Origin of the sequence: Streptomyces tubbatahanensis (assembly GCF_022699385.1) — a bacterium.
GTDB classification, from domain to species: Bacteria; Actinomycetota; Actinomycetes; order Streptomycetales; family Streptomycetaceae; genus Streptomyces; species Streptomyces diacarni.
On record NZ_CP093846.1, the window covers coordinates 2,667,666 to 2,688,455 of the forward strand.

Annotated in this window: 19 protein-coding genes; 13 read left to right on the forward strand and 6 right to left on the reverse strand. The window is 76.1% G+C overall.

Annotated elements, in window-relative coordinates; genetic code table 11:
• Nucleotides 1-285: 285 nt before the first annotated feature.
• The gene (locus MMF93_RS11485) at nucleotides 286-1,179 is read right to left on the reverse strand and encodes a LysR family transcriptional regulator (protein ID WP_242751227.1); all 894 of its coding nucleotides are present in this window, start codon (nucleotides 1,177-1,179) and stop codon (nucleotides 286-288) included.
• Nucleotides 1,180-1,270: 91 nt separating this feature from the next.
• On the opposite strand from MMF93_RS11485, the gene MMF93_RS11490 reads away from it, so the two are divergent.
• On the forward strand, nucleotides 1,271-2,134 hold the full coding sequence (locus MMF93_RS11490) for a PhzF family phenazine biosynthesis isomerase (protein ID WP_242751228.1): 864 nt from the start codon (nucleotides 1,271-1,273) through the stop codon (nucleotides 2,132-2,134).
• A 126-nt stretch (nucleotides 2,135-2,260) separates the two neighbouring features.
• On the opposite strand, the gene MMF93_RS11495 is transcribed toward MMF93_RS11490, so the two are convergent.
• The 4 genes from MMF93_RS11495 to MMF93_RS11510 all read right to left on the reverse strand — a co-directional run bounded on the left by MMF93_RS11495 (nucleotide 2,261) and on the right by MMF93_RS11510 (nucleotide 6,174).
• Nucleotides 2,261-3,142 carry a glycosyltransferase family 2 protein gene (locus MMF93_RS11495; RefSeq protein ID WP_242751229.1) on the reverse strand — a complete coding sequence of 294 codons (882 nt, stop codon included), beginning with the start codon at nucleotides 3,140-3,142 and terminating at the stop codon, nucleotides 2,261-2,263.
• 161 nt (nucleotides 3,143-3,303) lie between these two features.
• A complete protein-coding gene (locus tag MMF93_RS11500; protein ID WP_242751230.1) occupies nucleotides 3,304-4,395 on the reverse strand; it encodes a glycosyltransferase family 2 protein in 1,092 nt (363 codons plus the stop codon).
• Between the two features lie 9 nt (nucleotides 4,396-4,404).
• Complete coding sequence (locus tag MMF93_RS11505) at nucleotides 4,405-4,596, reverse strand: DUF2795 domain-containing protein (RefSeq protein WP_242751231.1); 192 nt, start codon at nucleotides 4,594-4,596, stop codon at nucleotides 4,405-4,407.
• A gap of 282 nt (nucleotides 4,597-4,878) precedes the next feature.
• A complete protein-coding gene (locus MMF93_RS11510) occupies nucleotides 4,879-6,174 on the reverse strand; it encodes an MFS transporter (RefSeq protein WP_242751232.1) in 1,296 nt (431 codons plus the stop codon).
• Between the two features lie 711 nt (nucleotides 6,175-6,885).
• On the opposite strand from MMF93_RS11510, the gene MMF93_RS11515 reads away from it, so the two are divergent.
• The 12 genes from MMF93_RS11515 to MMF93_RS11570 all read left to right on the forward strand — a co-directional run bounded on the left by MMF93_RS11515 (nucleotide 6,886) and on the right by MMF93_RS11570 (nucleotide 20,439).
• Nucleotides 6,886-7,884, forward strand: coding sequence for an NAD-dependent epimerase/dehydratase family protein (locus MMF93_RS11515; RefSeq protein WP_242751233.1), 999 nt, complete (start codon nucleotides 6,886-6,888; stop codon nucleotides 7,882-7,884).
• Between the two features lie 101 nt (nucleotides 7,885-7,985).
• Nucleotides 7,986-9,743 (forward strand): carbamoyltransferase family protein, encoded by a 1,758-nt coding sequence (locus MMF93_RS11520; RefSeq protein WP_242751234.1) that lies wholly within the window; start codon nucleotides 7,986-7,988, stop codon nucleotides 9,741-9,743.
• On the forward strand, nucleotides 9,740-10,774 hold the full coding sequence (locus tag MMF93_RS11525; RefSeq protein WP_242751235.1) for a glycosyltransferase family 2 protein: 1,035 nt from the start codon (nucleotides 9,740-9,742) through the stop codon (nucleotides 10,772-10,774). Before MMF93_RS11520 ends, MMF93_RS11525 begins: the two co-directional genes overlap by 4 nt.
• Nucleotides 10,771-11,517: a D-glycero-alpha-D-manno-heptose-1,7-bisphosphate 7-phosphatase gene (locus tag MMF93_RS11530; RefSeq protein WP_242751236.1), complete on the forward strand. Its 747-nt coding sequence runs from the start codon at nucleotides 10,771-10,773 to the stop codon at nucleotides 11,515-11,517. The genes MMF93_RS11525 and MMF93_RS11530 overlap by 4 nt, the downstream gene beginning before the upstream one ends.
• The gene (locus MMF93_RS11535) at nucleotides 11,514-12,713 is read left to right on the forward strand and encodes a glycosyltransferase family 9 protein (RefSeq protein ID WP_242751237.1); all 1,200 of its coding nucleotides are present in this window, start codon (nucleotides 11,514-11,516) and stop codon (nucleotides 12,711-12,713) included. The genes MMF93_RS11530 and MMF93_RS11535 overlap by 4 nt, the downstream gene beginning before the upstream one ends.
• A complete protein-coding gene (locus tag MMF93_RS11540) occupies nucleotides 12,710-13,675 on the forward strand; it encodes a glycosyltransferase (protein WP_242751238.1) in 966 nt (321 codons plus the stop codon). The genes MMF93_RS11535 and MMF93_RS11540 overlap by 4 nt, the downstream gene beginning before the upstream one ends.
• Nucleotides 13,675-14,937: a glycosyltransferase gene (locus MMF93_RS11545; protein WP_242751239.1), complete on the forward strand. Its 1,263-nt coding sequence runs from the start codon at nucleotides 13,675-13,677 to the stop codon at nucleotides 14,935-14,937. The genes MMF93_RS11540 and MMF93_RS11545 overlap by 1 nt, the downstream gene beginning before the upstream one ends.
• 193 nt (nucleotides 14,938-15,130) lie before the next feature.
• Nucleotides 15,131-15,811, forward strand: coding sequence for a D-sedoheptulose-7-phosphate isomerase (locus tag MMF93_RS11550; RefSeq protein WP_242751240.1), 681 nt, complete (start codon nucleotides 15,131-15,133; stop codon nucleotides 15,809-15,811).
• Between the two features lie 61 nt (nucleotides 15,812-15,872).
• Nucleotides 15,873-17,510: a D-glycero-beta-D-manno-heptose 1-phosphate adenylyltransferase gene (rfaE2, locus tag MMF93_RS11555; RefSeq protein ID WP_242751241.1), complete on the forward strand. Its 1,638-nt coding sequence runs from the start codon at nucleotides 15,873-15,875 to the stop codon at nucleotides 17,508-17,510.
• A complete protein-coding gene (locus MMF93_RS11560; RefSeq protein ID WP_423835400.1) occupies nucleotides 17,507-18,757 on the forward strand; it encodes a glycosyltransferase family 9 protein in 1,251 nt (416 codons plus the stop codon). The genes rfaE2 and MMF93_RS11560 overlap by 4 nt, the downstream gene beginning before the upstream one ends.
• Nucleotides 18,754-19,647, forward strand: a complete 894-nt coding sequence (locus MMF93_RS11565; RefSeq protein WP_242751242.1) for a polysaccharide pyruvyl transferase family protein — start codon at nucleotides 18,754-18,756, stop codon at nucleotides 19,645-19,647. Before MMF93_RS11560 ends, MMF93_RS11565 begins: the two co-directional genes overlap by 4 nt.
• A 234-nt stretch (nucleotides 19,648-19,881) precedes the next feature.
• Nucleotides 19,882-20,439, forward strand: coding sequence for a type 1 glutamine amidotransferase domain-containing protein (locus tag MMF93_RS11570; RefSeq protein WP_242751243.1), 558 nt, complete (start codon nucleotides 19,882-19,884; stop codon nucleotides 20,437-20,439).
• Between the two features lie 90 nt (nucleotides 20,440-20,529).
• On the opposite strand, the gene MMF93_RS11575 is transcribed toward MMF93_RS11570, so the two are convergent.
• On the reverse strand, nucleotides 20,530-20,778 hold the full coding sequence (locus MMF93_RS11575) for a hypothetical protein (RefSeq protein ID WP_242751244.1): 249 nt from the start codon (nucleotides 20,776-20,778) through the stop codon (nucleotides 20,530-20,532).
• Between the last annotated feature and the right edge of the window lie 12 nt (nucleotides 20,779-20,790).

Genomic DNA, 20,790 nt, shown 5'->3' on the forward strand with positions numbered 1-20,790 from the left:
CAGCGGAAACGCCGGTGAGGCTTTCTCGTGCCGGTGAGCACGTCCCGCACGGGCCAAGCGCTTCGAGCGCCCGCGGCCGAGACGCACGGTGATGCCCGTCACGCCGGACGCCGGTCTGACGGACGCCGGTCTGACGGACGCCGGTCTGGCCGGACGTCAGCCTGACCGACCGGCGTGTCGTCGGCTTCGGCCGGACCCGGCCCCGACCCCGGCGCAGACCCCGGCCCCGACCCGGGCGCCGATCCCGACCCCGGCCCGGGGCCCACGGCGCGCCGAAGACGCGGCCTACCGTGCCGTGCGGAAGTGGCGCACCACCTGAGCCGTGACGGCGCGTGCCGCTCGGGAGGGGTGGCGGCGGCGGTGGCGCGCCAGGTGGACGGAGATGTCGGGAAGGACGGGCCCGCGCACCACCGCGAGGCGGCCCTCGTGCAGTGACCGTGTCACGTTGGCGCGGGGGAGCACGGTCAGGCCCAGTCCGGCGGCGACGCAGGAGCGAGCGGCTTCGATGCTGCCGAAACGGGTGATCCGGGGGCGGGTGCCGGCGACGGCCCGCAGGCGCTGAGCGAGCCAGTCGCTGTAGGAGCAGCCCTGCTCGTGGAGGAAGAAGCTCTCCCGGGCCAGTTCCTGCCACGTCGCCGGCTCTCTCAGACCGGCCAGGGGATGCTCGGGCGCGCACAGCAGCACCAGCGGCTGGTCCGCGACGCGTTCGGCCGTGACGTCGGGGAAGTCGGCCTGCTCCTCGAGCAGCAGAGCGCAGTCGAGGTGGCCCGCCCGCAGCCCTGTCACGGCGGCAGCCGTCGCGCACGGCTGCAGGTGGACCTCCACGTCCGGGTGGCGGCTGCGCAGCGTGCTGATCACGGCGGGCAGGTGGGCCGCGCACAGGGTCTCGGCCGCGCCCACCACCACCGTCCCCGCGACGGGGCCGTCCTCGTGGGCGGCGGCGAGCAGACGCACCTCGGCCTCCCTCACCTCTTCGGCCAGGGTGAGCAGCCGCCGGCCGGCCTCGGTGAGCAGCGCTCCGCGGGGGAGGCGGTCGAAGAGCCGGGTTCCCAGTTCCTTCTCCAGCGCCTTGATCTGAGCGGTGACCGTGGACTGCGCGAGCCGCAACTCGGTTGCCGCGCCCGTGAAGCTGCCCGTCCTGGCGAGCGCGCCGAAGGTCTCCAGCAGTCGGGTCTCCATGGCCGGATGCTAGCAAGCCATCACGAACACCGATGGAGGCGATCGATCATCATCGTTGGATTCAATACCGCCGAAGCGGGAGCATGAGCGCATGCCTCACACCACGGATGTCACCGTTCTGCGCTACGCGGCCTTCACCTCCCACCCCGGGGGAGGGAACCCGGCCGGCGTCGTCCTCGACGCGGCCTCACTGGACGACCGGCAGATGTCGGCCCTCGCCGCCGAAGTCGGATACTCCGAGACCGCGTTCGTCACCTCCGGCGACGCGCCGCGCCGCCGCTTCACGCTCCGCTACTTCAGCCCGCTCGCCGAGGTCGCCTTCTGCGGGCACGCCACCGTCGCCACAGCGGTGGCTCTCGCCGAGCGCACCGGCCCCGGCGACCTGACCTTCGACACCCCGGCGGGCGAGATCCACGTGGAGACCGCGGCCGACGCCGACGGAGCCGTACGGGCGGCGCTCACCAGCGTCCCCACCCGCTCCGCCCCGGCCTCGGCCGCCCAGGTGGACGCCACGCTGGCCGCGCTGGGCTGGGAGAGGGGCGACCTCGACCCCGCGCTGCCGCCGCACGTCGCCTTCGCCGGTAACGAGCACCTGGTGCTCGGCGTCGGCACCCGCGCCCGACTCGCCGCCCTCGACTACGACTTCGACACCCTCGCCGAGGTGATGCGGGACCACGGCTGGACGACGGTGCACGCGGTCTGGCGCGAGAGCGACAGCCACTTCCACGCACGTGACCCGTTCCCCGTCGGCGGGGTGGTCGAGGACCCGGCGACCGGGGCGGCGGCCGCCGCGTTCGGGGGCTACCTGCGCACGCTCGGCTCCGCTCCCACGGCCGGCCCGGTCACCATCCGCCAGGGCGAGGACATGGGGCGCCCCAGCGACCTGACCGTCGAGTCGCTCCCCGGCGGCACCCGGGTCCGCGTCAGCGGCCACGCCGTGCCTCTCACCCGCTGAACCCCGGGCCCCGCCCCTCCGGGGGCCTCCCGGCACCGCCTCACCCACGGCAGCGGGAGCGATCGCCGCCGACGTCAGCAGCCCACGCGATCTCAGCCCACGGCAGCGAGGGCGGTCCCGCCGGATTCAGCCCACGTACTGGCGTGCCGTCGACTCCCGTTGGGCGCGCTCCAGGGTGGCCAGGCGGCGCTCGATGTGGGCGGGGACGGGGCGGCGTTCTGCGACGACCCAGCCGAGACCTGCCAGGGCGCGGGCGAAGGCGCGGGCGCTGGCCGCGTCGCGGGGCACCGACCGTGCCAGGTACCAGGTGCGGCGCAGCGCGGCGGGAAGCGGGCGGCGCAGCCAGGTGTACCAGAGGGTGTTGCGCAGCCCGTCCACGCGCCGGCCCGTGGCGTCGCGGGCCCTGGAGGGGGCGTGGTGGATGGTCAGTTCCTCGGCGAACGCCAGCCACCAGCCGCGGACCGCCAGGTCGGTGGCCAGCAGTTCCTCCTCGCCGCCCAGCCACAGCCTGGGGTCGAAGCCGCCCGCCTCGCGGAACGCGGAGACCCGCAGGCAGGTCGCGGCCGCGAGGAACGAGCCCAGCGCGGGGCCCGGGAGCCACGCGGGGCCGCGTACCGGTGAGGTGCGCAGCTCCTCCACGACAGGGTCCTCGGTGCCTTCGGGTTCGACGACGATGCGTGCCACGACGCCCGCGAGCCCGGGGTGGGCGTCCAGGTGGCCGGCCGCCGCGGACAGCGATCCCGGCGCCCACCACGAGTCGTCGTCGCAGAACGCGACGTAGGGGGTCGTCACGTGGCGTACGGCCAGGTTGCGGCCCACAGCTCCGGTGTTCCGGCCCGGCTGCAACAGCCTCACCTGCGGATGTGCGGCCCGCACGGCGGCGGCGGTGCCGTCGCGGGAGGCGTTGTCCACGACGACGACCTCCGGCCGCTCGGGGAGGCCGGCCAGCAGGCCCAGCGTGCGGAGGAGCTCGTCGCGGCGGTCCCGCGTGATGACGACGACCGTCACCCGCCGATCCGGCCCCAACCGGTCCGGTGCCCCACGGTCCGGCCTCCGCGCCGCGGAGCCCCGCGGCGCCGCATCCCGCGGCACCGGATCCCGCGGCACCGGGCCCCGGCCGGGCGGCCCGCCGGGGCCGTCCTGGCTTGGGGACGCGCCGTCGGCCGGTGTCATGCTCCCGCTCCCTCCGGGGACGGGGCGGCGCCCGGCGCGCGGGTCTCCTCCGCCGGGTGCGCCGCCTCGACGCGGCGCGCGGCCTCCTCCACGTCCCGCGGGAGGGGGCGGCGCAGCCGCAGGGCGGCCGGGAGGCGCGGCAGCAGGGCGCGGGCGACGCGGCGCGCCTGGGCGTCGTGCACGGCCTCGCCGCACAGCGCCGCCGTGCGGCAAAACGCCACGGGGAGCGGCCGGCGCATCCAGGCGATCAGGAGTTCGTTGCGGCGGACCAGGGCCTGCCGGCCGGGTCGGGGCGCGTCGGCGGGAGAGTGCCGGGCGACCACGTCGGGGCAGTGGAGGACCTCCCAGCCCGCCGCGGCCAGGTCGTAGGCGAGCAGGGTCTCCTCGGCGCCGAAGAACAGCAGCGGGTGGTAGCCGCCCACGTCGAGGTAGGCCTGTCTGCGGACGACGGCGGCGCAGCCGAGGAAACCGAGCACTCTGCGGCTGCGCGGGGCAGAGCCCTCCCCCAGCGGGGAGGCGGCCAGCACGGTGTTGAGCGGGTCGGGGGCGCCCTCGGGGCCGACGGTGATACCGGCCGCCAACAGTCCCGTGGCGGGGCGGGCGGCGAGCAGGTCGACCGCTGTGGCCAGGGCGCCCGGCTCCCACCAGGAGTCGTCGTCGCTGAAGGCCACGTAGGGGGTGTGCAGGGCGCGGACGCCCTCGTTGCGGGCCAGCGCTCCCCGGTTGACGGTCAGCCGCAGTACCTCCACTCCGGGGAAGGACCGCGCGACCATGTCCGCCGTCCCGTCCGCCGAGGCGTTGTCCACCACCAGGATGCGGGGGGACTCGGGGAGGGCCAGCAGCCGCTCCAGGGTCCGGGCGAGGGTCGCGCGCCTGTCCCTCGTCGCGATGACGACACCGAGCTGTCCGCGCAGGTCACGCGGACAGCTCTCGTCCGGCCGCTCCTCGCTCCCATGCCCATGCCCGTGCCCGTACGGGTGCCCGTGTGCACGTCCGCCCCCGTGGGCGTGGCCAAAGACGCCGCCGGGCCCTTCCGGAGGGCGTGGGCCGTCCGGGGGGCCGGGCGTGCTGCGCGGAGTGGCTGCCATGGTGTCGCGTCAGCCGCGGAACATCTCCTTCTCGACCTGGTCGGGTCCCTCGATGCGGTCGGTCTTCATGTGGGAGATCTTGTCGACGACGTTGTCGCTCGCCTTGTTCTTCTTGGCGAGGTCCGTGAGGGTCTGCCGGTCGGTCGGGTAGGAGGCGCCCTTGAGGGCCCGCTGAACCTCGATGGGGTTCACGTCGCTCATCGTTCCTCCACGGGTGTGCCGCACGGGCACGGGTGCGCCGTACGGGAGTGAGTCGGATGTCCCTTATGCCCTTTCCTGCTCACTCCATGGTGGGAGCCACCCGTGTGGCCCGCAACACAGGACGCCCGTGGAGGCGCGGCACAAAGGCGCGGGGCCCGCGCCCTGCCGGTCGGGCAGGGCGCGGGCCCCTGGGAGCGTCCCCTGGCTCCCGGTTCCCGGGCCGTGGCCGGGCTCTTGGCCCACGGCCACGGCGGAGCGGGCTGAGGCTGCCGCAGGGCCGCCTCAGGCCGTGGCGGGCTCCGCCTCGGCCACCGTGGCGGCCGGCGCCGCGGCGGTGCCGGAGGAGGCACGCCGCCGCGGGCGCGGCAGCCGCACGGGCCGCTGCTGGAGGAGCTGGGCCGCGCCGGTGACGGCGACGATGGCCAGCCCGCCCGCGATCAGTCCGCCGCGTGCGCCCGCGAACTCCATCAGGGCGCCCAGCAGCGGCGGGCCGACCAGGCCCCACCCTGTGGAGGCGCTGCGCCACACGCCGAGCACGCGGCCGCGCATGTGGGCGGGCGGTTCGGTCTGCAGCACGGTCGTCCCGGCGGTGTCCGAGATGGCCTCGACCACGGCCATGGGGGCCACCAGCAGGATCAGGAAGGCCAGCGACGGGGAGAAGCCCGCCACCACCTGCAGCAGCGCCCCGGCCGCGGCGAGGGTGGCCACGTGGCGCACGGCGGGCTTGCGCAGGCAGCCCGCGAGCACGGCGCCGGCCATGCCGCCGACGGCCAGCACGGTCGAGACGGTGCTGAAGGCGCCGGCACCGGCGGCCAGCGGCCCGGTCACCAGGACGGCCAGCGTCAGCTGGTAGTTGCGGCCGAAGATGGCGGAGATGCCGGTGATGGCGGCCAGGGCGACCAGCCGGGGGTTGCGCGCGAAGTAGACCAGGCCCTCGCGGGTGTCGCCGCCGAGCCCGGCGCGCCGCCCCGCGGGCTTCGCGGCGGCCGTGCCGGGCCGCTCGTGCGCGGTCTGGGGTTCGCGCTCCTCCTTGGGCACCAGCTTCAGGAACGGGATGACGGCGGCCACCGCCAGGAACGAGACGCCGTTGACCAGGTAGGCCGAGGCCATGCCGAACCAGGCGACGGCGGCACCGGCCGCGGCCGTACCGATCAGCCGCCCGGCGCTGTGCACCACGGAGCCGAGCGCGATGGCCGAGGGCACGTCCTTGCGCTTGACCAGGTCGTTGCCCAGCAGGGAGCAGGCGGGGTTGTCGACCGTGGCGATGGATCCGGTGACGGCGGCGAGCACCATCAGCAGCGGCACGGTGAGCATGCCGGTGGCGACGAAGGCGGCGGTGGCGAAGCCGACCAGACCCAGCAGGGCCTGACTGACCGAGGCGGTCAGCTTGCGCGGCCAGGAGTCGACGAGGCTGCCGCCGACGAGGCTGAGCAGCAGCCCGGGCGCGGCCTGCACGGCCAGGGACAGCCCCGTGGTGGCGGCGGACCCGGTGAGTTGCAGGACGAGCAGGTTCTGCACCGTCAGCTGCATCCACGTGCCGACGTTGGAGACGAGGTTGGCCGCGGACCACCAGCGCATGCTGGGGTACCGCAGCGAGCGCCAGGGGTTGCGTTCGGAGCGGTCGGAGCCGCCGGAGCCGCCGGAGCCGCCGGAGCTGTCCGAGGTGTTGTCGGCCCGGTTCTTGCGGAGACCGAGGGCCCGCGTGGGCAGGCGGTCGCGGAACCGTGCGCCGGGGCGGCGCCGGTCTGCGGGGGGCTGACTTACCGCGGGACTTTCGGCAGTGCTGTCGGCAGGACTGTCGGCAGTCGAGTGAAAAGGCATGAGAATGCACGCAGGAAGGCAGGGGACGGGAGGATGAGGGAGGGCGCGGGAACGGGCGGGAGCAGGCGGAAAAGGGCTTTCGCGGTGCTCTCGCCCCGGCCCTCAGCCATATTCACAGACGGCTCGCGCCGACCCGGTCGCCGTTGTGCCGACCGGCGCACCGGCGCTTCCCCCGTGCCCGGGATGACCAGCGGGAAAAGGGGCCGGGTTGCCTTGCTCACAGGCCGGGAATCCCGACCTGCCCCCTTACGCGGCGTTCGCGCCCGACCCCGCTGCACAGCGCTCGTTCACGCAGCGCAGCGCCACGGTGAGCAGCGCTCGTCAGCCTCTCGGTTGCGACGCGGTGCGGGTCGCCGCAGGCTTGTGAGGGCGAGCACACCGGTGCTCGGCACGGCGGTTTCCCGCGCGGTTCCTGACGGTGTCGCGCGCGCTCTTCGGGACAACTGAGCGAAAGCCTCAGGAGTGCTCATGAACAAGCCCACCGACTCCATACCCGGTTTCCGGGGATTCCGGCACGCCGTCGTCACGGGCGGCGCCGGATTCGTCGGCTCGCATTTGTGCACCGCGCTGCTCGAAGGCGGGTGCGAGGTGACGTGTGTCGACGATTTCTGCACCGGCAGGCGGGAGAATGTGGCGCATTTGACGGACCGCCCGGGATTCCATCTCGTCGAGGCCGACATCTGCCACCCGTTCGACGCCGAGGTGGCGGGCGCAGGCGCCGGCCTTGCCCCCGACCTGGTGCTGAACTTCGCCTCGCCCGCCTCCCCCGCCGACTATCTGCGCATGCCCCTGCACACCCTGGAGACGGGCAGTTCCGGCACCCGCAACGCGCTGGCGCTGGCCCGGCGCCACGGTGCGCGTTTCCTGCACGCCTCCACTTCGGAGGCCTACGGCGATCCGCAGGAGCATCCGCAGAGCGAACGCTACTGGGGTCACGTCAACCCGGTGGGGCCGCGCAGCGTGTACGACGAGGCCAAGCGGTTCGGGGAGGCGCTGACGGCGGCCGAGGCCCGTGCCCGCGGCGCCGACGTGGGCATCGTCCGCCTCTTCAACACCTACGGGCCCCGGATGCGCGGCTACGACGGCCGCGCCGTCCCCACCTTCGTACGGCAGGCGCTGGCGGGCGAGGAGCTGACGGTGACCGGGGACGGGCGCCAGACGCGGTCGCTGGCCTACGTCGACGACACCGTGCGCGGCGTCCTGGCGATGGCGGGATCCGAGCTGCCCGGGCCCGTCAACATCGGCAACCCGGACGAGATCACCATGCAGGAACTGGCCCGGCTCGTCATCGAGCTGACCGGCTCCGCCTCGGGGCTGCGCTTCATCGAACGGCCCAGCGACGACCCGGCGGTGCGCTGTCCCGACATCACCCTGGCCCGCGGCAAGCTCCAGTGGGAGCCGACGGTGACCGCCAGGGACGGACTGCGGCGCACCATCGACTGGTTCAGGCAGCACGCCGCCGGATGACGCCGCCCCTCCCCGTCCCTCTCGCCACACCCCCCGCGTCCCCCTCCCCACCGCCCCCCCTTCTCCAGTCGGCGCCCGTCCGGCGAAAGGCGGACCAGACCATGCGCGTTCTCGGAATCAACGCTCTCTTCCACGACCCGGCGGCGGCGCTCGTCATCGACGGGCACACCGTGGCCGCGGCGGAGGAGGAGCGGTTCTCCCGCCGCAAGCACGGCAAACGCCCGGTGCCGTTCGCCGCCTGGGAGCTCCCCCAGCAGGCGGCCGCCTGGTGTCTGGCCGAGGCGGGGCTGCGTCCGCAGGACCTCGACGCGGTGGCCTACTCCTTCGACCCGGACCTGGCCAAGCCCGCGGCGGACATGGGTCTCGACGACCCGTGGGACCCGCTGCGCCTCACCTACGCGCGTGAGGCCCCTTCCTTCCTGTGCGAGGCGCTGCCGGGTCTGGAGCCGGAGAAGGTGCACTTCGTGGCGCACCACCTGGCGCACGCGGCCTCCTCGGCGTTCGCCGCGCCGGACGCGGACCGCTCCTCCGTGCTGGTGGTGGACGGACGCGGCGAGTCGACGTCCCATCTGGCGGGGCGCCGCCGGGGCGGTGTCGTCGAGCCGCTGCGCGGGCAGCAGCTGCCGCACTCGCTGGGGCTGGTCTACGAGGAGCTGACCGCGCACCTGGGGTTCCTGCGCTCCTCGGACGAGTACAAGGTGATGGCGCTGGCCTCCTACGGGAAGCCGCGCATGGCCGCCGAGCTGAGCCGGTACGTGCACTCCACCGGGGACGGCGGGTTCGTGGCCGAACAGGTGCCCTGGGAGAGTTTCGCGCCGCCCGCCAGGCCGGGGCAGGACTTCACCCAGGAGCACGCCGACCTGGCGGCCAGTGCCCAGCGGTGTCTGGAGGACACGCTGCTGGACATGGTCCGCTGGCTGCACGGGCAGACCCACGACGAGCTGCTCACCATGGCGGGCGGCGTCGCGCTCAACTGTGTGGCCAACTCGCGGATCGCCGCCGAGGGCCCGTTCTCGCAGGTATGGGTGCAGCCGGCGGCGGGGGACGCGGGGACCGCGCTGGGCGGGGCGCTGGCCCTGGCCGCCCAGGGCGGTGACGCCACCGCACCGATGGCCGGGGCCGACCTGGGGCGGCGCTGGGAGGACAGCGCGCTGCGCGAGTGGCTGACGGTGGCGGGGGTGCCGTTCGAGGAGCCCGACGACGTGGCCGAGACGGTGGCCCGCGCGCTGGCCGACGACGGGATCGTCGCCTGGTTCCAGGGCCGCAGCGAGTACGGGCCGCGCGCCCTGGGGCACCGCTCGCTGCTGGCGCACCCGGGCAGGGCCGCCAACCTGGAGCGGCTCAACGACGTCAAGGGCCGCGAACAGTTCCGTCCCGTGGCCCCCATGGTCCTGCGGGAGCGGGCGCCGGAGATCTTCGACGGGGTGCTGCCCAGCCCGTACATGCTGTTCGTGCACGAGGTGCGGACCGCCTGGCTGGACCGTATCCCGGCGGTCGTGCACACCGACGGCACGGCCCGCATCCAGACCGTCAGCAGCGAGAGGGAGCCACTGGTGGCGCGGATGCTGACCGCGTTCGAGCGGCTGACGGGGCTGCCCGTCGTCGTCAACACCAGCCTCAACACGGCCGGCCGTCCCATGGTGGACGATCCACGCGACGCGCTGGAGTGCTTCGGCTCCTCCCCCGTCGACCTCCTCGCCATCGGCCCGTACGTGGTCCGCAGAGCCGACCTCTTCCACCGCACGGCCGACGCGCCGTCCCACGCCGCCGGCTCGCCGCCCCGGGAGGCCGAGGCACCGCCCCCGGAGGCCGACGCGCCGCCCCGGGAGACCGAGGCCGTCCACGGGGAGGCGGCGTGAGCCGCGCGGGCGGCGGACGCCGGGCGCCCGCGTTCGCGGTCGTCATCCCGACCCTGGGCAGGCCGTCGCTGAACCGTACGCTCCAGGCGCTGGCCGAGGCCGGGCCGCCGCTGCCCCGCCGGATCGTGCTCGTCGACGACCGCCCGGCCCAGCAGTGCGACCCGCTGCCCGTCGAGGTGCCCGCGGACCTGGCCGAGCTGGTCACGGTGGTGCCCGGAGCGGCCGCCGGGCCCGCCGCCGCGCGGAACGTGGGCTGGCGCGCCGCCGAGGAGGAGTGGATCGCCTTCCTCGACGACGACGTCGTCCCCGGTGAGCGCTGGACGGCACGGCTGGCCGCCGACCTGGCGGCGGCGGACGCCTCCCCCCTCCGCACGGCGGGCACCCAGGGGCGCATCACCGTCCCGCTGCCCGCGGACCGGCCACCCACGGACTGGGAACGCAACACCGCCGGGCTGGCCACCGCGCAGTGGATCACCGCCGACATGGCCTACCGGCGCGACGCGCTGGAGGCGGTCGGCGGCTTCGACGAACGCTTCCGCCGCGCGTTCCGCGAGGACGCCGACCTCGCCCTGCGGCTGGACGCGGCGGGGTGGTCGCTGGCGGAGGGCGAACGGCACACCGTTCACCCGGTACGCGCCGCCGACCGCTGGGTGTCGGTGCGGGCACAGCGCGGCAACGCGGACGACGTGCTGATGAACCGGCTGCACGGCCCCGGATGGTGGCGGCGGGCCGGCGCGGCGCGCGGCCGGCTGCCCCGGCACCTGGTCACCACGGCGGCGGCAGGGGCCGCCCTCGGCGGGCTGGCCGCCGGAAGGCCCCGCGTCGCGGCCGCGCTGGGCGGGCTGTGGCTGCTGGGCACCGCGGAGCTGCTGACCGCCCGGTTGCGCCCAGGCCCCCGCACCCGCGACGAGGGCGTCACCATGGCCCTCAGCAGCCTGCTGATCCCGCCGGTGGCCACCTTCCACTGGGCCCGCGCCCAGCTCCAGGCCCGGCCCGCCCGGTGGTGCGACGGCACGGGGGTGTGGCCATGAGCATCCGCACCGCGGCCCAGCCGCCGCACGGCACGGCGCGCGTCGGCGTGGTGCTCCGTACCGCGGCCGCCACCTGGTACCAGGACGGGCCTGACGCGCCGCTGCTGCGGATCCCCACCGGCAGCGCGCTCGCGCCCGGCAGCGCGCCGAGGCCCGACGCCCCGCCCGAAGGCGCGCCCGCGGCCGTGCTCTTCGACCGGGACGGCACCCTCATCGAGGACGTGCCGCACAACACCGACCCCGCCCGGGTACGGGCCCGGCCCCACGCGGCGGAGGCCATGCGGCTGCTGGAGGCCGCGGGGACACGCGCCGCCGTGGTGACCAACCAGCCCGACATCGGGCGCGGCCTGCTCACCCTGGCCCAGCTCGAAGCGCTGCACGCGCGCATGGCGGAACTGCTGGGGCCCATCGAGGTCACGGCCGTGTGCCCGCACATTCCCGGCGCGGGATGCGGCTGCCGCAAGCCGGCGCCGGGACTGGTGCACGCGGTCTGCCGGGTACTGGGCCTGCCCCCGGCCCGCACAGTCGTCGTCGGCGACATCGGCACCGACCTGCTGGCCGCCCACCACGCGGGCGCGCCCGGCCTGCTCGTCCCCAACGAGGCCACGCGGCCCGAGGAGACCGACGCGGCCCCGCGCACCGCGGGCCACCTGGCCTCGGCGGTCCGCATCCTGCTCGGCCCCGCGCACGGCCCGGACGACACACGCGCCCACACCCGCTCCCGTCCCGGAGGCCTCGGATGACGCGCCCGGAACGCACGCCCCGCCACCCCGCGCCCGGCGGCCTCGCGCCTCGCGGCGCGGACCGGCCCCACACGCTCGTGGTGCGGCTCGACAGCGTCGGTGACGTCCTGCTGGCGGGGCCCGCCGTGCGGATGGCGGCCGCCGGGTCGCGACGCGTCACGCTGCTGGCGGGACCGCTGGGGCAGACGGCGGCACGGCTGCTGCCCGGGGTCGACGAGGTCGTCACGTTCGACGCCCCGTGGGTGGGGCGCGACCCGGCCGCGGTGGACGGGCAAGCCGCCGACGCGCTCGTCGCCGCCCTGGCCGCCCGGCGTTTCGACCGCGCGCTGATCCTCACCTCCTACCACCAGAGCCCGCTGCCGGCCGCGCTGCTGCTGAAGCTGGCCGGGGTGCCATGGGTGGCCGCCGACAGCGAGGACTATCCCGGCTCGCTGCTCCAGCTGCGGCACCGCAGGGGGCGCGGGCGGCACGAGGCGCGGGCCGCGATGGACCTGGCGGCCGCCGCCGGATTCGCCCTTCCGCCCGGCGACCACGGCGGACTGGACATCCAGCCCCCGCCCGACACGGGCCCGCTGACCGGCACTGACCCCTACGTCGTCGTCCACCCCGGGGCCACCGCGCCCGCCCGCGCCTGGAGCGAGCGGCGGGCGGCGCGCGCGGTGGCGGCGCTGGCCGGGGCCGGGCACCGGGTGGTGGTCACGGGAGGCGCCTCGGAGAAGGAACTGACGGCCGCCGTCGCCGGGGAGCACGCCCTCGACCTGGGCGGCCGCACCGGGTTGCACGAGCTGGCGGGCGTACTGGCCGGTGCCCGCGCGGTGCTCGTCGGCAACACGGGCCCCTCCCATCTGGCGGCGGCGGTGGGCACTCCGGTCGTGTGCCTGTTCGCGCCCGTCGTCCCGGCCGGACGGTGGGAGCCCTTCGGGGTGCCGCACGTGCTGCTGGGCGACCGGGGAGCGCCGTGCGCCGGCACCCGCGCGGTGTCCTGCCCCGTCTCTGGCCACCCCTGCCTGGACGGGATCGAGGACGCCGAGGTGCTGGCCGCGCTCGACCGGCTGCCGCCCGCCGCCCGTTCGCGCTCCGCCCGTACGCCACGCACCAACCGTGCGGACAGCACCACCCCAGCGCACAGCACCGCAGACGCGGCGCGCGGCGCGGTCCGCGCGCCTGTGACGACGAACCGAAAGGCCGGGGCATGAACATCCTGATCTGGCACGTGCACGGCTCCTGGACGACGGCGTTCGTGCAGGGACCGCACACCTATCTGGTACCGGTGCTGCCCGACCGCGGTCCCGACGGGCTGGGCCGCGCCGAGACGTTCACCTGGCCCGACTCCGTACGCGAGGTGACCCCCGAGGAGCTCGCCGAGGCGGACGTGGACGCCGTCGTGCTCCAACGCCCCCACGAGGAGGAGCTGGCCACCCGCTGGCTGGGCGGGCGCCGCCCGGGGCGCGACATCCCCGCCGTCTACCTGGAGCACAACGCGCCCGACGGGAACGTGCCGGACACCCGCCACCCGTACGCGGACAGGCCAGGCCTGACACTGGTGCACGTCACCCACTTCAACCGGCTCTTCTGGGACAACGGCTCGACACCCACCACCGTCATCGAACACGGCATCGTCGACCCGGGACACCAGTGGACCGGCGAGCTGGAGCGGGCCGCCGTCGTCGTCAACGACCCCGTGCGGCGCGGCCGCCACGTGGGCACCGACCTGCTGCCCGCGCTCAGCGAGGCCGCGCCGCTGGACGTGTTCGGCATGCGCACCGAAGGCCTCCCCGCACACCTGGGTCTCGGCCCCGAGCGGTGCCGGGCCGAGGATCTGCCGCAGGAGCGGCTGCACACCGAACTGGCACGGCGGCGCTGCTACCTGCACCCGGTGCGCTGGACGTCGCTGGGCCTGTCCCTGCTGGAGGCCATGCACCTGGGCATGCCGGTGGTCGCGCTGGCCACCACCGAAGCCGTCGAGGCGGTGCCCGAGGGCGCCGGGGTGCTCTCCACCAGGCCCGAGGTGCTGGCCGACGCGGCCCGCCGCTATCTGCACGAGCCCCAGGCGGCCGCCGAGGACGGCGCCCGTGCGCGGCGCGCCGCACTGGGCCGCTACGGGCTCAAACCGTTCCTGCACAGCTGGGAGCGGCTTCTCGAGGAGGTGACCCGCTGATGACGGGCGGAAAGAAGGAGCAGGCGCCGCTGCGGATCGCGCTGGTCTCCGAGCACGCCAGTCCGCTGGCCGCCCTGGGCGGGGCCGACGCGGGCGGCCAGAACGTCCACGTGGCGCGGCTCGCCGAGACGCTGGCCGCCCGCGGGCACCGGGTGACCGTCTACACCCGGCGGGACTCCCCCGACCTGCCCGAGCGGCTGCCGCTGCGCCACGGTGTCGACGTCCACCACGTGCCCGCAGGACCGCCCGAACCCGTGCCGAAGGACGAACTGCTGCCCTACATGGGCATGTTCGGCGCTTTCCTGTCCGCGCAGTGGGCCGCCGAGCGGCCCCACCTGGTCCACTCGCACTTCTGGATGTCGGGGCTGGCCACTCTCCAGGCCGCGCAGGAGCGGGCGCTGCCGTTCGCGCACACCTACCACGCGCTGGGCACCGTCAAGAAGCGGCACCAGAAGGAGGCCGACACCAGCCCGGGGGAGCGCATCCCCTGCGAGACGGCGGTCGGCACCGCCTGCGACCGGATCATCGCGACCTGCCGCGACGAGGTCGAGGAACTGGCCGCGATGGGCGTGGGCGCCGACCGGGTCTCGGTGGTGCCCTGCGGAGTCGACCCGGACGTGTTCACGCCGACGGGACCGCTGTGGCCGCGCCCGGCACGGCGTCCGCTGCTGGTCCAGGTGGGGCGTCTGGTGCCGCGCAAGGGCGCGGCCGTCTCCATCGCCGCGCTCGCCCGCGTACCCGGCGCCGAACTCCTCGTCGCGGGCGGTCCCGGCGGCGAAGCGCTGGACCGGGACCCGGAGGCGCGGCGGCTGCGCGCGCTGGCGCGTGAGCTGGGCGTCGCCGACCGGGTGCACCTGACGGGCGGACTGGGCCGCGAGGAGGTGCCGCGGCTGATGCGGGCCGCCGACGCGGTGCTGTGCCCCGCCGACTACGAGCCGTTCGGCATCGTCCCGCTGGAGGCCATGAGCTGCGGCACGCCCGTGGTGGCCACCGAGGTCGGCGGCCAGCGCGACACCGTCGCGCACCGCGGCACGGGGCTTCTCGTGCCGCCGCACGACCCCGCCGCGCTGGCGAGCGCCGTACGGACACTGCTGGCGATGCCCGCGCGAGGCCGGGCCTACGGTGCCTCCGGGCGGCGCCGGGTGCTCTCCCGCTACAGCTGGGAGCGGGTGGTGAGCCAGACCGAGGAGGTCTACCGGGACGTGCTCGCGGCCCGCTCCGCGCCCGCCGCCGAACCGGCCACGGTGACGGCCGCCCCGTGACAGACCTCCCCTGACGGCCGCCCCCGGCGTCACCCCTGACGGCCGCCCCGCGGCGTCACCGTCCCGTCCGTCCCGCCTCTTGCACCGCCCCTGTCATCTCACGTCACACGAGTCATCTCACGTCACACGAGTCGTCTCCCGTCACACGAAGGAGGGAGGCCGCGGCCCCACCACCCGGCCCGCGGCCACCACCATGCTCCCCATCGACCCCGCACACGCCCACTGCCAGGCGCTCGAACAGGCCGTCGCCGCCTTCCGGCGGACCCACGCCGCCCACGTGAGCGCGTGGGGTGAGGAACTGGCCGAGGTACTGCGCGACGGCGGGCGGCTGCTGGCCGCGGGCAACGGCGGCAGCGCCGCCCAGGCACAGCACCTGACCGCCGAGCTCGTCGGCCGCTACCAGGGCGAGCGTCCCCCCTACTCGGCCATCGCCCTGCACGCCGACACCTCCGCCGTCACGGCCATCGGCAACGACTACGGCTTCGCCGAGCTGTACGCCCGCCAGGTCGCGGCCCACGGGCGCCGCGGCGACGTGCTGATGCTGCTGTCCACCTCGGGACGGAGCGAGAACCTGCTCACCGCAGCGGCCGCCGGACGCCGCGCCGGGCTGCGGGTGTGGGCACTGACAGGGCCGGGACCCAACCCGCTGGCCACGGCCGCCGACGACGCGCTGTGCGTGACCGCGGCCACCACGGCGACCGTGCAGGAAGTGCACCTGGTCGCCGTGCACCTGCTGTGCGAGGCGTTCGACGCGGCCGGCAGGCCGGCCGCCGGCCTGCTCGCCGCGACGGCCCCGCCGCCGGCCGTGGACGGCCAGGTGAGGCTGCCGGCGGCGGAGCACACGTCTGCGCCCGAGATGTCGCCCGAGAGGTGACCTGAGGGGCGCACCGTCGCCCGGGCCACCCGCTGAAGCCCCGCCCCCGAAGGAGGCGTGCATGCCGCGCAACCGCCCGCTCGTCGTCGTCGGCGACACCCTGCTGGACACCGACGTCGAGGGCCAGGCCAGCCGGCTGGCGCCGGACGCGCCCGCTCCGGTGCTGGACGTGTCCGAGGAGCACAGCAGGCCCGGCGGCGCCGGGCTCGCCGCCGTCCTCGCCACCGCCTTCCCCGATCCGGACGCCGACCGCCCCCGGGTCGTCCTGGTCACCGCGCTGGGCCAAAGCCGCTCCGACCAGCTCGTCCGCGACCTGCTCGCCCCGCACGTCGAGGTGCTGGAGCTGCCCCTGCGCGGCAGCGTGCCCGTCAAGACCCGGCTGTGCGCCGAGGGGCGCCCGCTGCTGCGGGTGGACCGGGGCGGCGGCACCGTGGGACCCGTCACCGACGAGGTGCGGGCCGCGCTCGCCGGGGCGCACACCGTGCTCGTCGCCGACTACGGGCGCGGCGTCGCCGCCCGGCTGCGCGCCGAACTCGCCGTACTGGCCGGACACACCCAGGTCGTGTGGGACCCGCATCCGCGCGGCGAACCCCCCGTGCCCGGCGCCCGCCTGGTCACCCCCAACGCCGCCGAGGCCACGGCCCTGTGCGCCGACCCGCACCCCGACGCGGACGGCGAAGGGCTGCACGGGCACGGGCGGCGCGGCGCCGCCCTCGCCACCGCGTGGCGCAGCGCGGCCGTGACCGTGACGCTGGGGCGGCGCGGCGCCGTACTGGCCAGGCCGGGAGACGAGGCCCCCCTCTACTTCCCGCCGCTCCAGGAAGCCGACGGCGACCCGTGCGGCGCCGGCGACTGCTTCGCCGCGACAGCGGCCCGCGCCCTGGCCGAGGGCGCCCTGCCCGAGGAGGCCACCCACGAGGCGGTGCGGCAGTCCGGCGCGTTCGTGGCCGCGGGGGGCGTGCGCAACCCCCGGCTGTGGGGCGGCGTGCCCGGCAGCGCCCCGTCGGCGTCCGCCGCGCCGCCGCCGGTCCGCGCCGCCGACCGCTCGCTGACGGACGCCCGCGCCCTGGCCGCCTCCGTGCGGGCACGCGGCGGCACCGTCGTCGCCACCGGCGGCTGCTTCGACCTGCTGCACGCCGGGCACGTCGGCATGTTGCAAAACGCCCGCCGCACCGGGGACTGCCTCATCGTCTGCCTCAACTCGGACGTGTCCGTGCGCCGGTTGAAGGGCGAGGGCCGCCCCCTCACCCCCGAGGCCGACCGGATCTCCGTGCTGGCGGGGCTCGACTGCGTCGACGCGGTCGCCGTCTTCGACGAGCACACCCCCGAACTGCTGCTGCGCGACCTGCGCCCGCACGTGTGGGTCAAGGGCGGCGACTACGGCACCGAACGCCTCCCCGAAGCCGCCACGTTGGAGGAGTGGGGCGGCCGTGTCCTTCTCCTGCCGTACCTGGACGGCCGCTCCACCACCGCACTCGCCCGCCGCGCAGGACGCTCGGCAGGGGCGGGCGGGACGGCAGGGGCGGGCGGGACGGCAGGAAGGGGCAGAACGGCAGGTGCGGGTGGGACGGGCACGGCGACAGCGGCGGGCGGGGCGGCTGATACGGGCAGGACTGCCGGGGTCGCCGATCCGGGTGGCGGAACGGCGGGTTCGGACGGGCGGGCGGGGCCCGGCGGGCGGTCCGGGGTGGAGTCGTGAGCGGGAGCGGCCCCGGCGCGAGAGGGCCGGGTCCCGCCGGCGGTCCGGCCAGCGGCGAGGAAGACGAGACGCGGCCCGTCGCGCTCCGTGCGGGTGCCGGGGTCCGGGCGGGGACGCCCAGGACGCTGGTGCTGCGGGCGCTGGGGCTGGGCGACCTGCTGACCGCCGTACCGGCGCTGCGGGCGCTGCGGCGGGCCCACCCCACGCACGAACTGGTCCTGGCGGCACCGGCGTGGCTGGCACCGGCTGCCCGCGCCGCCCAGGTCGCCGACGTGCTGCTGCCCGCGGGCGGCGCGGCACGCGAGGTCCCCTCCGCACTCGGCTGGCCGTGGCCGCCGCCCCGGCTGGCCGTGGACCTCCACGGCAACGGCGCGACCAGCCGCGCCGCGCTCGCGGCGAGCGCACCGGCCCGCCTGCTGGCCTACGCGGAAGGCTCGGCACCCGCCTGGCGGGAGAACGAGCACGAACGGCTGCGCTGGTGCCGCCTGCTGCGGTGGTACGGCATCCCCGCCGACCCCGGCGACCTGCTGCTCGGCGACCCCGAGGTGTCCTCGCCCGCACCGGGCGCCGTCCTCGTGCACCCGGGAGCCGACGCGGGCGCCCGGCGGTGGCCGGCCGAACGGTTCGCCCAGGTCGCGCGGGGCCTGCGGGCGCGCGGCGACGAGGTCGTGCTCACTCACGGCCCCGGCGAACTCGCCCTGGCGCACGAGGTGGCCGCGCGCGCCGGGCTTCCGGCGCGCGCGGTGCCGGGCGGCGCCTCGGGCCTCCCCTTCGAGCTGCTGGCCGCGCTGGTGGCCAGAGCCCGCGCCGTGGTGGTCGGCGACACGGGCGTGGCTCACCTCGCCTCCGCCCTCGCCGCCCCGTCCGTCGTCCTGTTCGGCCCCGTCTCCCCCGCGCTGTGGGGACCGCCACCGCACCCCCGGCACCGGACGCTGTGGCGCCCCTCCCCCGGCGAGGGGCCGCGCCCCGGCGACCCGCATGGCGCCCGCCCCGACCCCCGCCTGCTGCGGCTGCACCCGGCCGACGTGCTCGACGCCTGCGCGCGCCTGGAGGACCCGGCCCCGCGGCCGTCCGGCGAGGCGTACCCGCGCGGCGCGGACCCGAGAAAGGCGAGCACCGGCGCGACGAAGGCGCACGGCGCGCGGGGAGACGGCGGGTCCGGCGACGTCGCCGCACGCGGCGCGACGGACGGGACGGTGCCCGCGACCGCCGCGCCCGCCGCGGGCCGGGAGGGCGGAACACCGTGAGTTTCCGACGGGCGCTGCTGGCGGGGTGGTTCAGCTTCGAGGACGGGGAGGCGACCGCCGGGGACGTGCTGGCGCTGCGCCGCGTCGAGGGCGTGGCACGTGAGGTGGGACTGGCCTACGACGTGGCGTGGAGCCCGGCGTTCCGGCCCGGCGAGCTGTCGCTGGCCACGGTCCGCCCCGAACGCTACGACCTGCTGGTCTTCGTCTGCGGGCCACTGCACGGCCCGCAGGTCGCCGCACTGCACGAGGAGTTCGCACACTGCCGCCGCATCGCCGTGGGCGTCTCCGTCATCGACCCCGGGTCACCCGCGGTGCGCGGTTTCGCGGAGGTGATCGCCAGGGACGGGTTGCCGTCCACCGACCCGAGGCCCGACCTGTCGGCGGGCACCCGGCCTCCCCGGGAGCCGCCCTGTGTGGTGGCCACCGTGCTGACCTCGGGCCAGCACGAGTACGCGGGGCAGCGCCGCCACGAGGAGACGGTGCGGCGCCTCACCGCGTGGCTGGGGGCGCACGACTGCGCGCGGCTGCCGCTGGAGACGCGGCTGGACACCCGCGACTGGCGGCTGTGCGCCACGCCCGAGCAGGTGGACGCCCTCCTGACCAGGTCCGACCTGGTGGTGACCAACCGCCTGCACGGGCTGGTGCTCGCGCTGCGCGTGGGCGTGCCCGTCATCGCCGTCGACCCCGTGGCGGGCGGCGCGAAGGTCAGCGCCCAGGCGCGGGCGCTCGACTGGCCCGCCGTGATCCCCGCCGAGCGGCTGGACGGGGAGACCTTGCAGCACTGGTGGGACTGGGCCCGCACCGAGGGCCGCGCCCGGGCCGCCGCCCACGCCGCGGCGCCACCCCCCGACACCCTGGCGGGACTGCTGCACGGCACCCTCGGCAGCTGACTCACGGTGACACGGGCCGCCTCTCGGTGACGGATGCGGGCTCACGGTGACGGATGCGGGCTCACGGTGACACGGGGCTGGCTCACGGCGACGCGGGGCCGACTCGCGGTGACGCGGGCCGACCGCGCGGCATTTCCTCCCCGTTTGACACCTTTGGGCGGCCGGATGGGAGCCTGTTGTGGTGAGCGGACGCCGGACACGGAGTCGGCACCGACAGCGGAGGGACACCGCACCATGACCGAGGAACTGCACGGCAAGAAGGTCGCCATTCTCGCCACCGACGGGGTCGAACGCGTCGAGCTGGAGGAGCCGCGCGGCGCGCTGCACGGCGCCGGCGCGGAGACAGAGCTGGTCTCCCTCCACACCGGTCAGATCAACGCGCGCCAGATGGACATCGACCCGGCGGGCACCTTCCCCGTGGACAAGCAGGTGGCCGACGCCGCCGTACGGGACTACGACGCCCTGCTGCTGCCGGGCGGCACCATGAACCCCGACCAGCTGCGCACCGACCCCGACGCGGTGCGCTTCGCGCGGGAGTTCATGGAGGCCGGCAAACCCGTGGCCACCATCTGCCACGGCCCCTGGACCCTGGCAGAGGCGGGCACACTCAGCGGGCGGCGCCTCACCTCGTGGCCCAGCATCCGCACCGACCTGCGCAACGCGGGCGCCGAGGTCGTCGACGAGGAGGTCGTCGTGGACGACCGGCTCATCTCCAGCCGGGGTCCGCACGACCTGCCCGCCTTCTGCAACGCCGTCGTACGGGAGTTCACCGGCGCGCTCCAGCCCGCCTGAGGCCCACCCCGCGGGCAGGCGGCGGAAGTCGTCCGCTGCCGCCCGCCGCCCGGCGAGGTGGAGGGACCGACCGGGCCTGGCCTGCACCGGCTAGGCCCCCTCGGTCCCTTCGGCCTGGTGGATGTGCAACTCGCCGTTCATGACGGTGTAGACGCTGGCGTTGTCGCTCGCCGTGTTGGTCTGGGTGTCCGGGGTGTTCCCGGGCTCGTCCCCGGCCCCCGACGCGCCGCCGGCCGGGGCGTGTCGGGTCTCGACACGGTTGTCGTGACCGGCCACGACGGGGCCGGAGGCGTCACCGCCGACCCTGACCGAGTAGCTGTTGTCCGGTGCGGGTGCCATGGGGTCTCCTCG

Bases quoted from the DNA above. Each gene is read 5' to 3' on its own strand.
- MMF93_RS11530 (WP_242751236.1), top strand. From the start codon at position 10,771: ATGAGCATCCGCACCGCGGCCCAGCCGCCGCACGGCACGGCGCGCGTC.
- MMF93_RS11545 (WP_242751239.1), top strand. From the start codon at position 13,675: ATGACGGGCGGAAAGAAGGAGCAGGCGCCGCTGCGGATCGCGCTGGTC.
- rfaE2 (WP_242751241.1), top strand. From the start codon at position 15,873: ATGCCGCGCAACCGCCCGCTCGTCGTCGTCGGCGACACCCTGCTGGAC.
- MMF93_RS11535 (WP_242751237.1), top strand. From the start codon at position 11,514: ATGACGCGCCCGGAACGCACGCCCCGCCACCCCGCGCCCGGCGGCCTC.
- MMF93_RS11575 (WP_242751244.1), bottom strand. From the start codon at position 20,778: ATGGCACCCGCACCGGACAACAGCTACTCGGTCAGGGTCGGCGGTGAC.
- MMF93_RS11505 (WP_242751231.1), bottom strand. From the start codon at position 4,596: ATGAGCGACGTGAACCCCATCGAGGTTCAGCGGGCCCTCAAGGGCGCC.
- MMF93_RS11515 (WP_242751233.1), top strand. From the start codon at position 6,886: ATGAACAAGCCCACCGACTCCATACCCGGTTTCCGGGGATTCCGGCAC.
- MMF93_RS11485 (WP_242751227.1), bottom strand. From the start codon at position 1,179: ATGGAGACCCGACTGCTGGAGACCTTCGGCGCGCTCGCCAGGACGGGC.
- MMF93_RS11550 (WP_242751240.1), top strand. From the start codon at position 15,131: ATGCTCCCCATCGACCCCGCACACGCCCACTGCCAGGCGCTCGAACAG.
- MMF93_RS11570 (WP_242751243.1), top strand. From the start codon at position 19,882: ATGACCGAGGAACTGCACGGCAAGAAGGTCGCCATTCTCGCCACCGAC.
- MMF93_RS11510 (WP_242751232.1), bottom strand. From the start codon at position 6,174: ATGCGCTGGTGGTCCGCGGCCAACCTCGTCTCCAACGTCGGCACGTGG.
- MMF93_RS11500 (WP_242751230.1), bottom strand. From the start codon at position 4,395: ATGGCAGCCACTCCGCGCAGCACGCCCGGCCCCCCGGACGGCCCACGC.
- MMF93_RS11520 (WP_242751234.1), top strand. From the start codon at position 7,986: ATGCGCGTTCTCGGAATCAACGCTCTCTTCCACGACCCGGCGGCGGCG.
- MMF93_RS11540 (WP_242751238.1), top strand. From the start codon at position 12,710: ATGAACATCCTGATCTGGCACGTGCACGGCTCCTGGACGACGGCGTTC.
- MMF93_RS11490 (WP_242751228.1), top strand. From the start codon at position 1,271: ATGCCTCACACCACGGATGTCACCGTTCTGCGCTACGCGGCCTTCACC.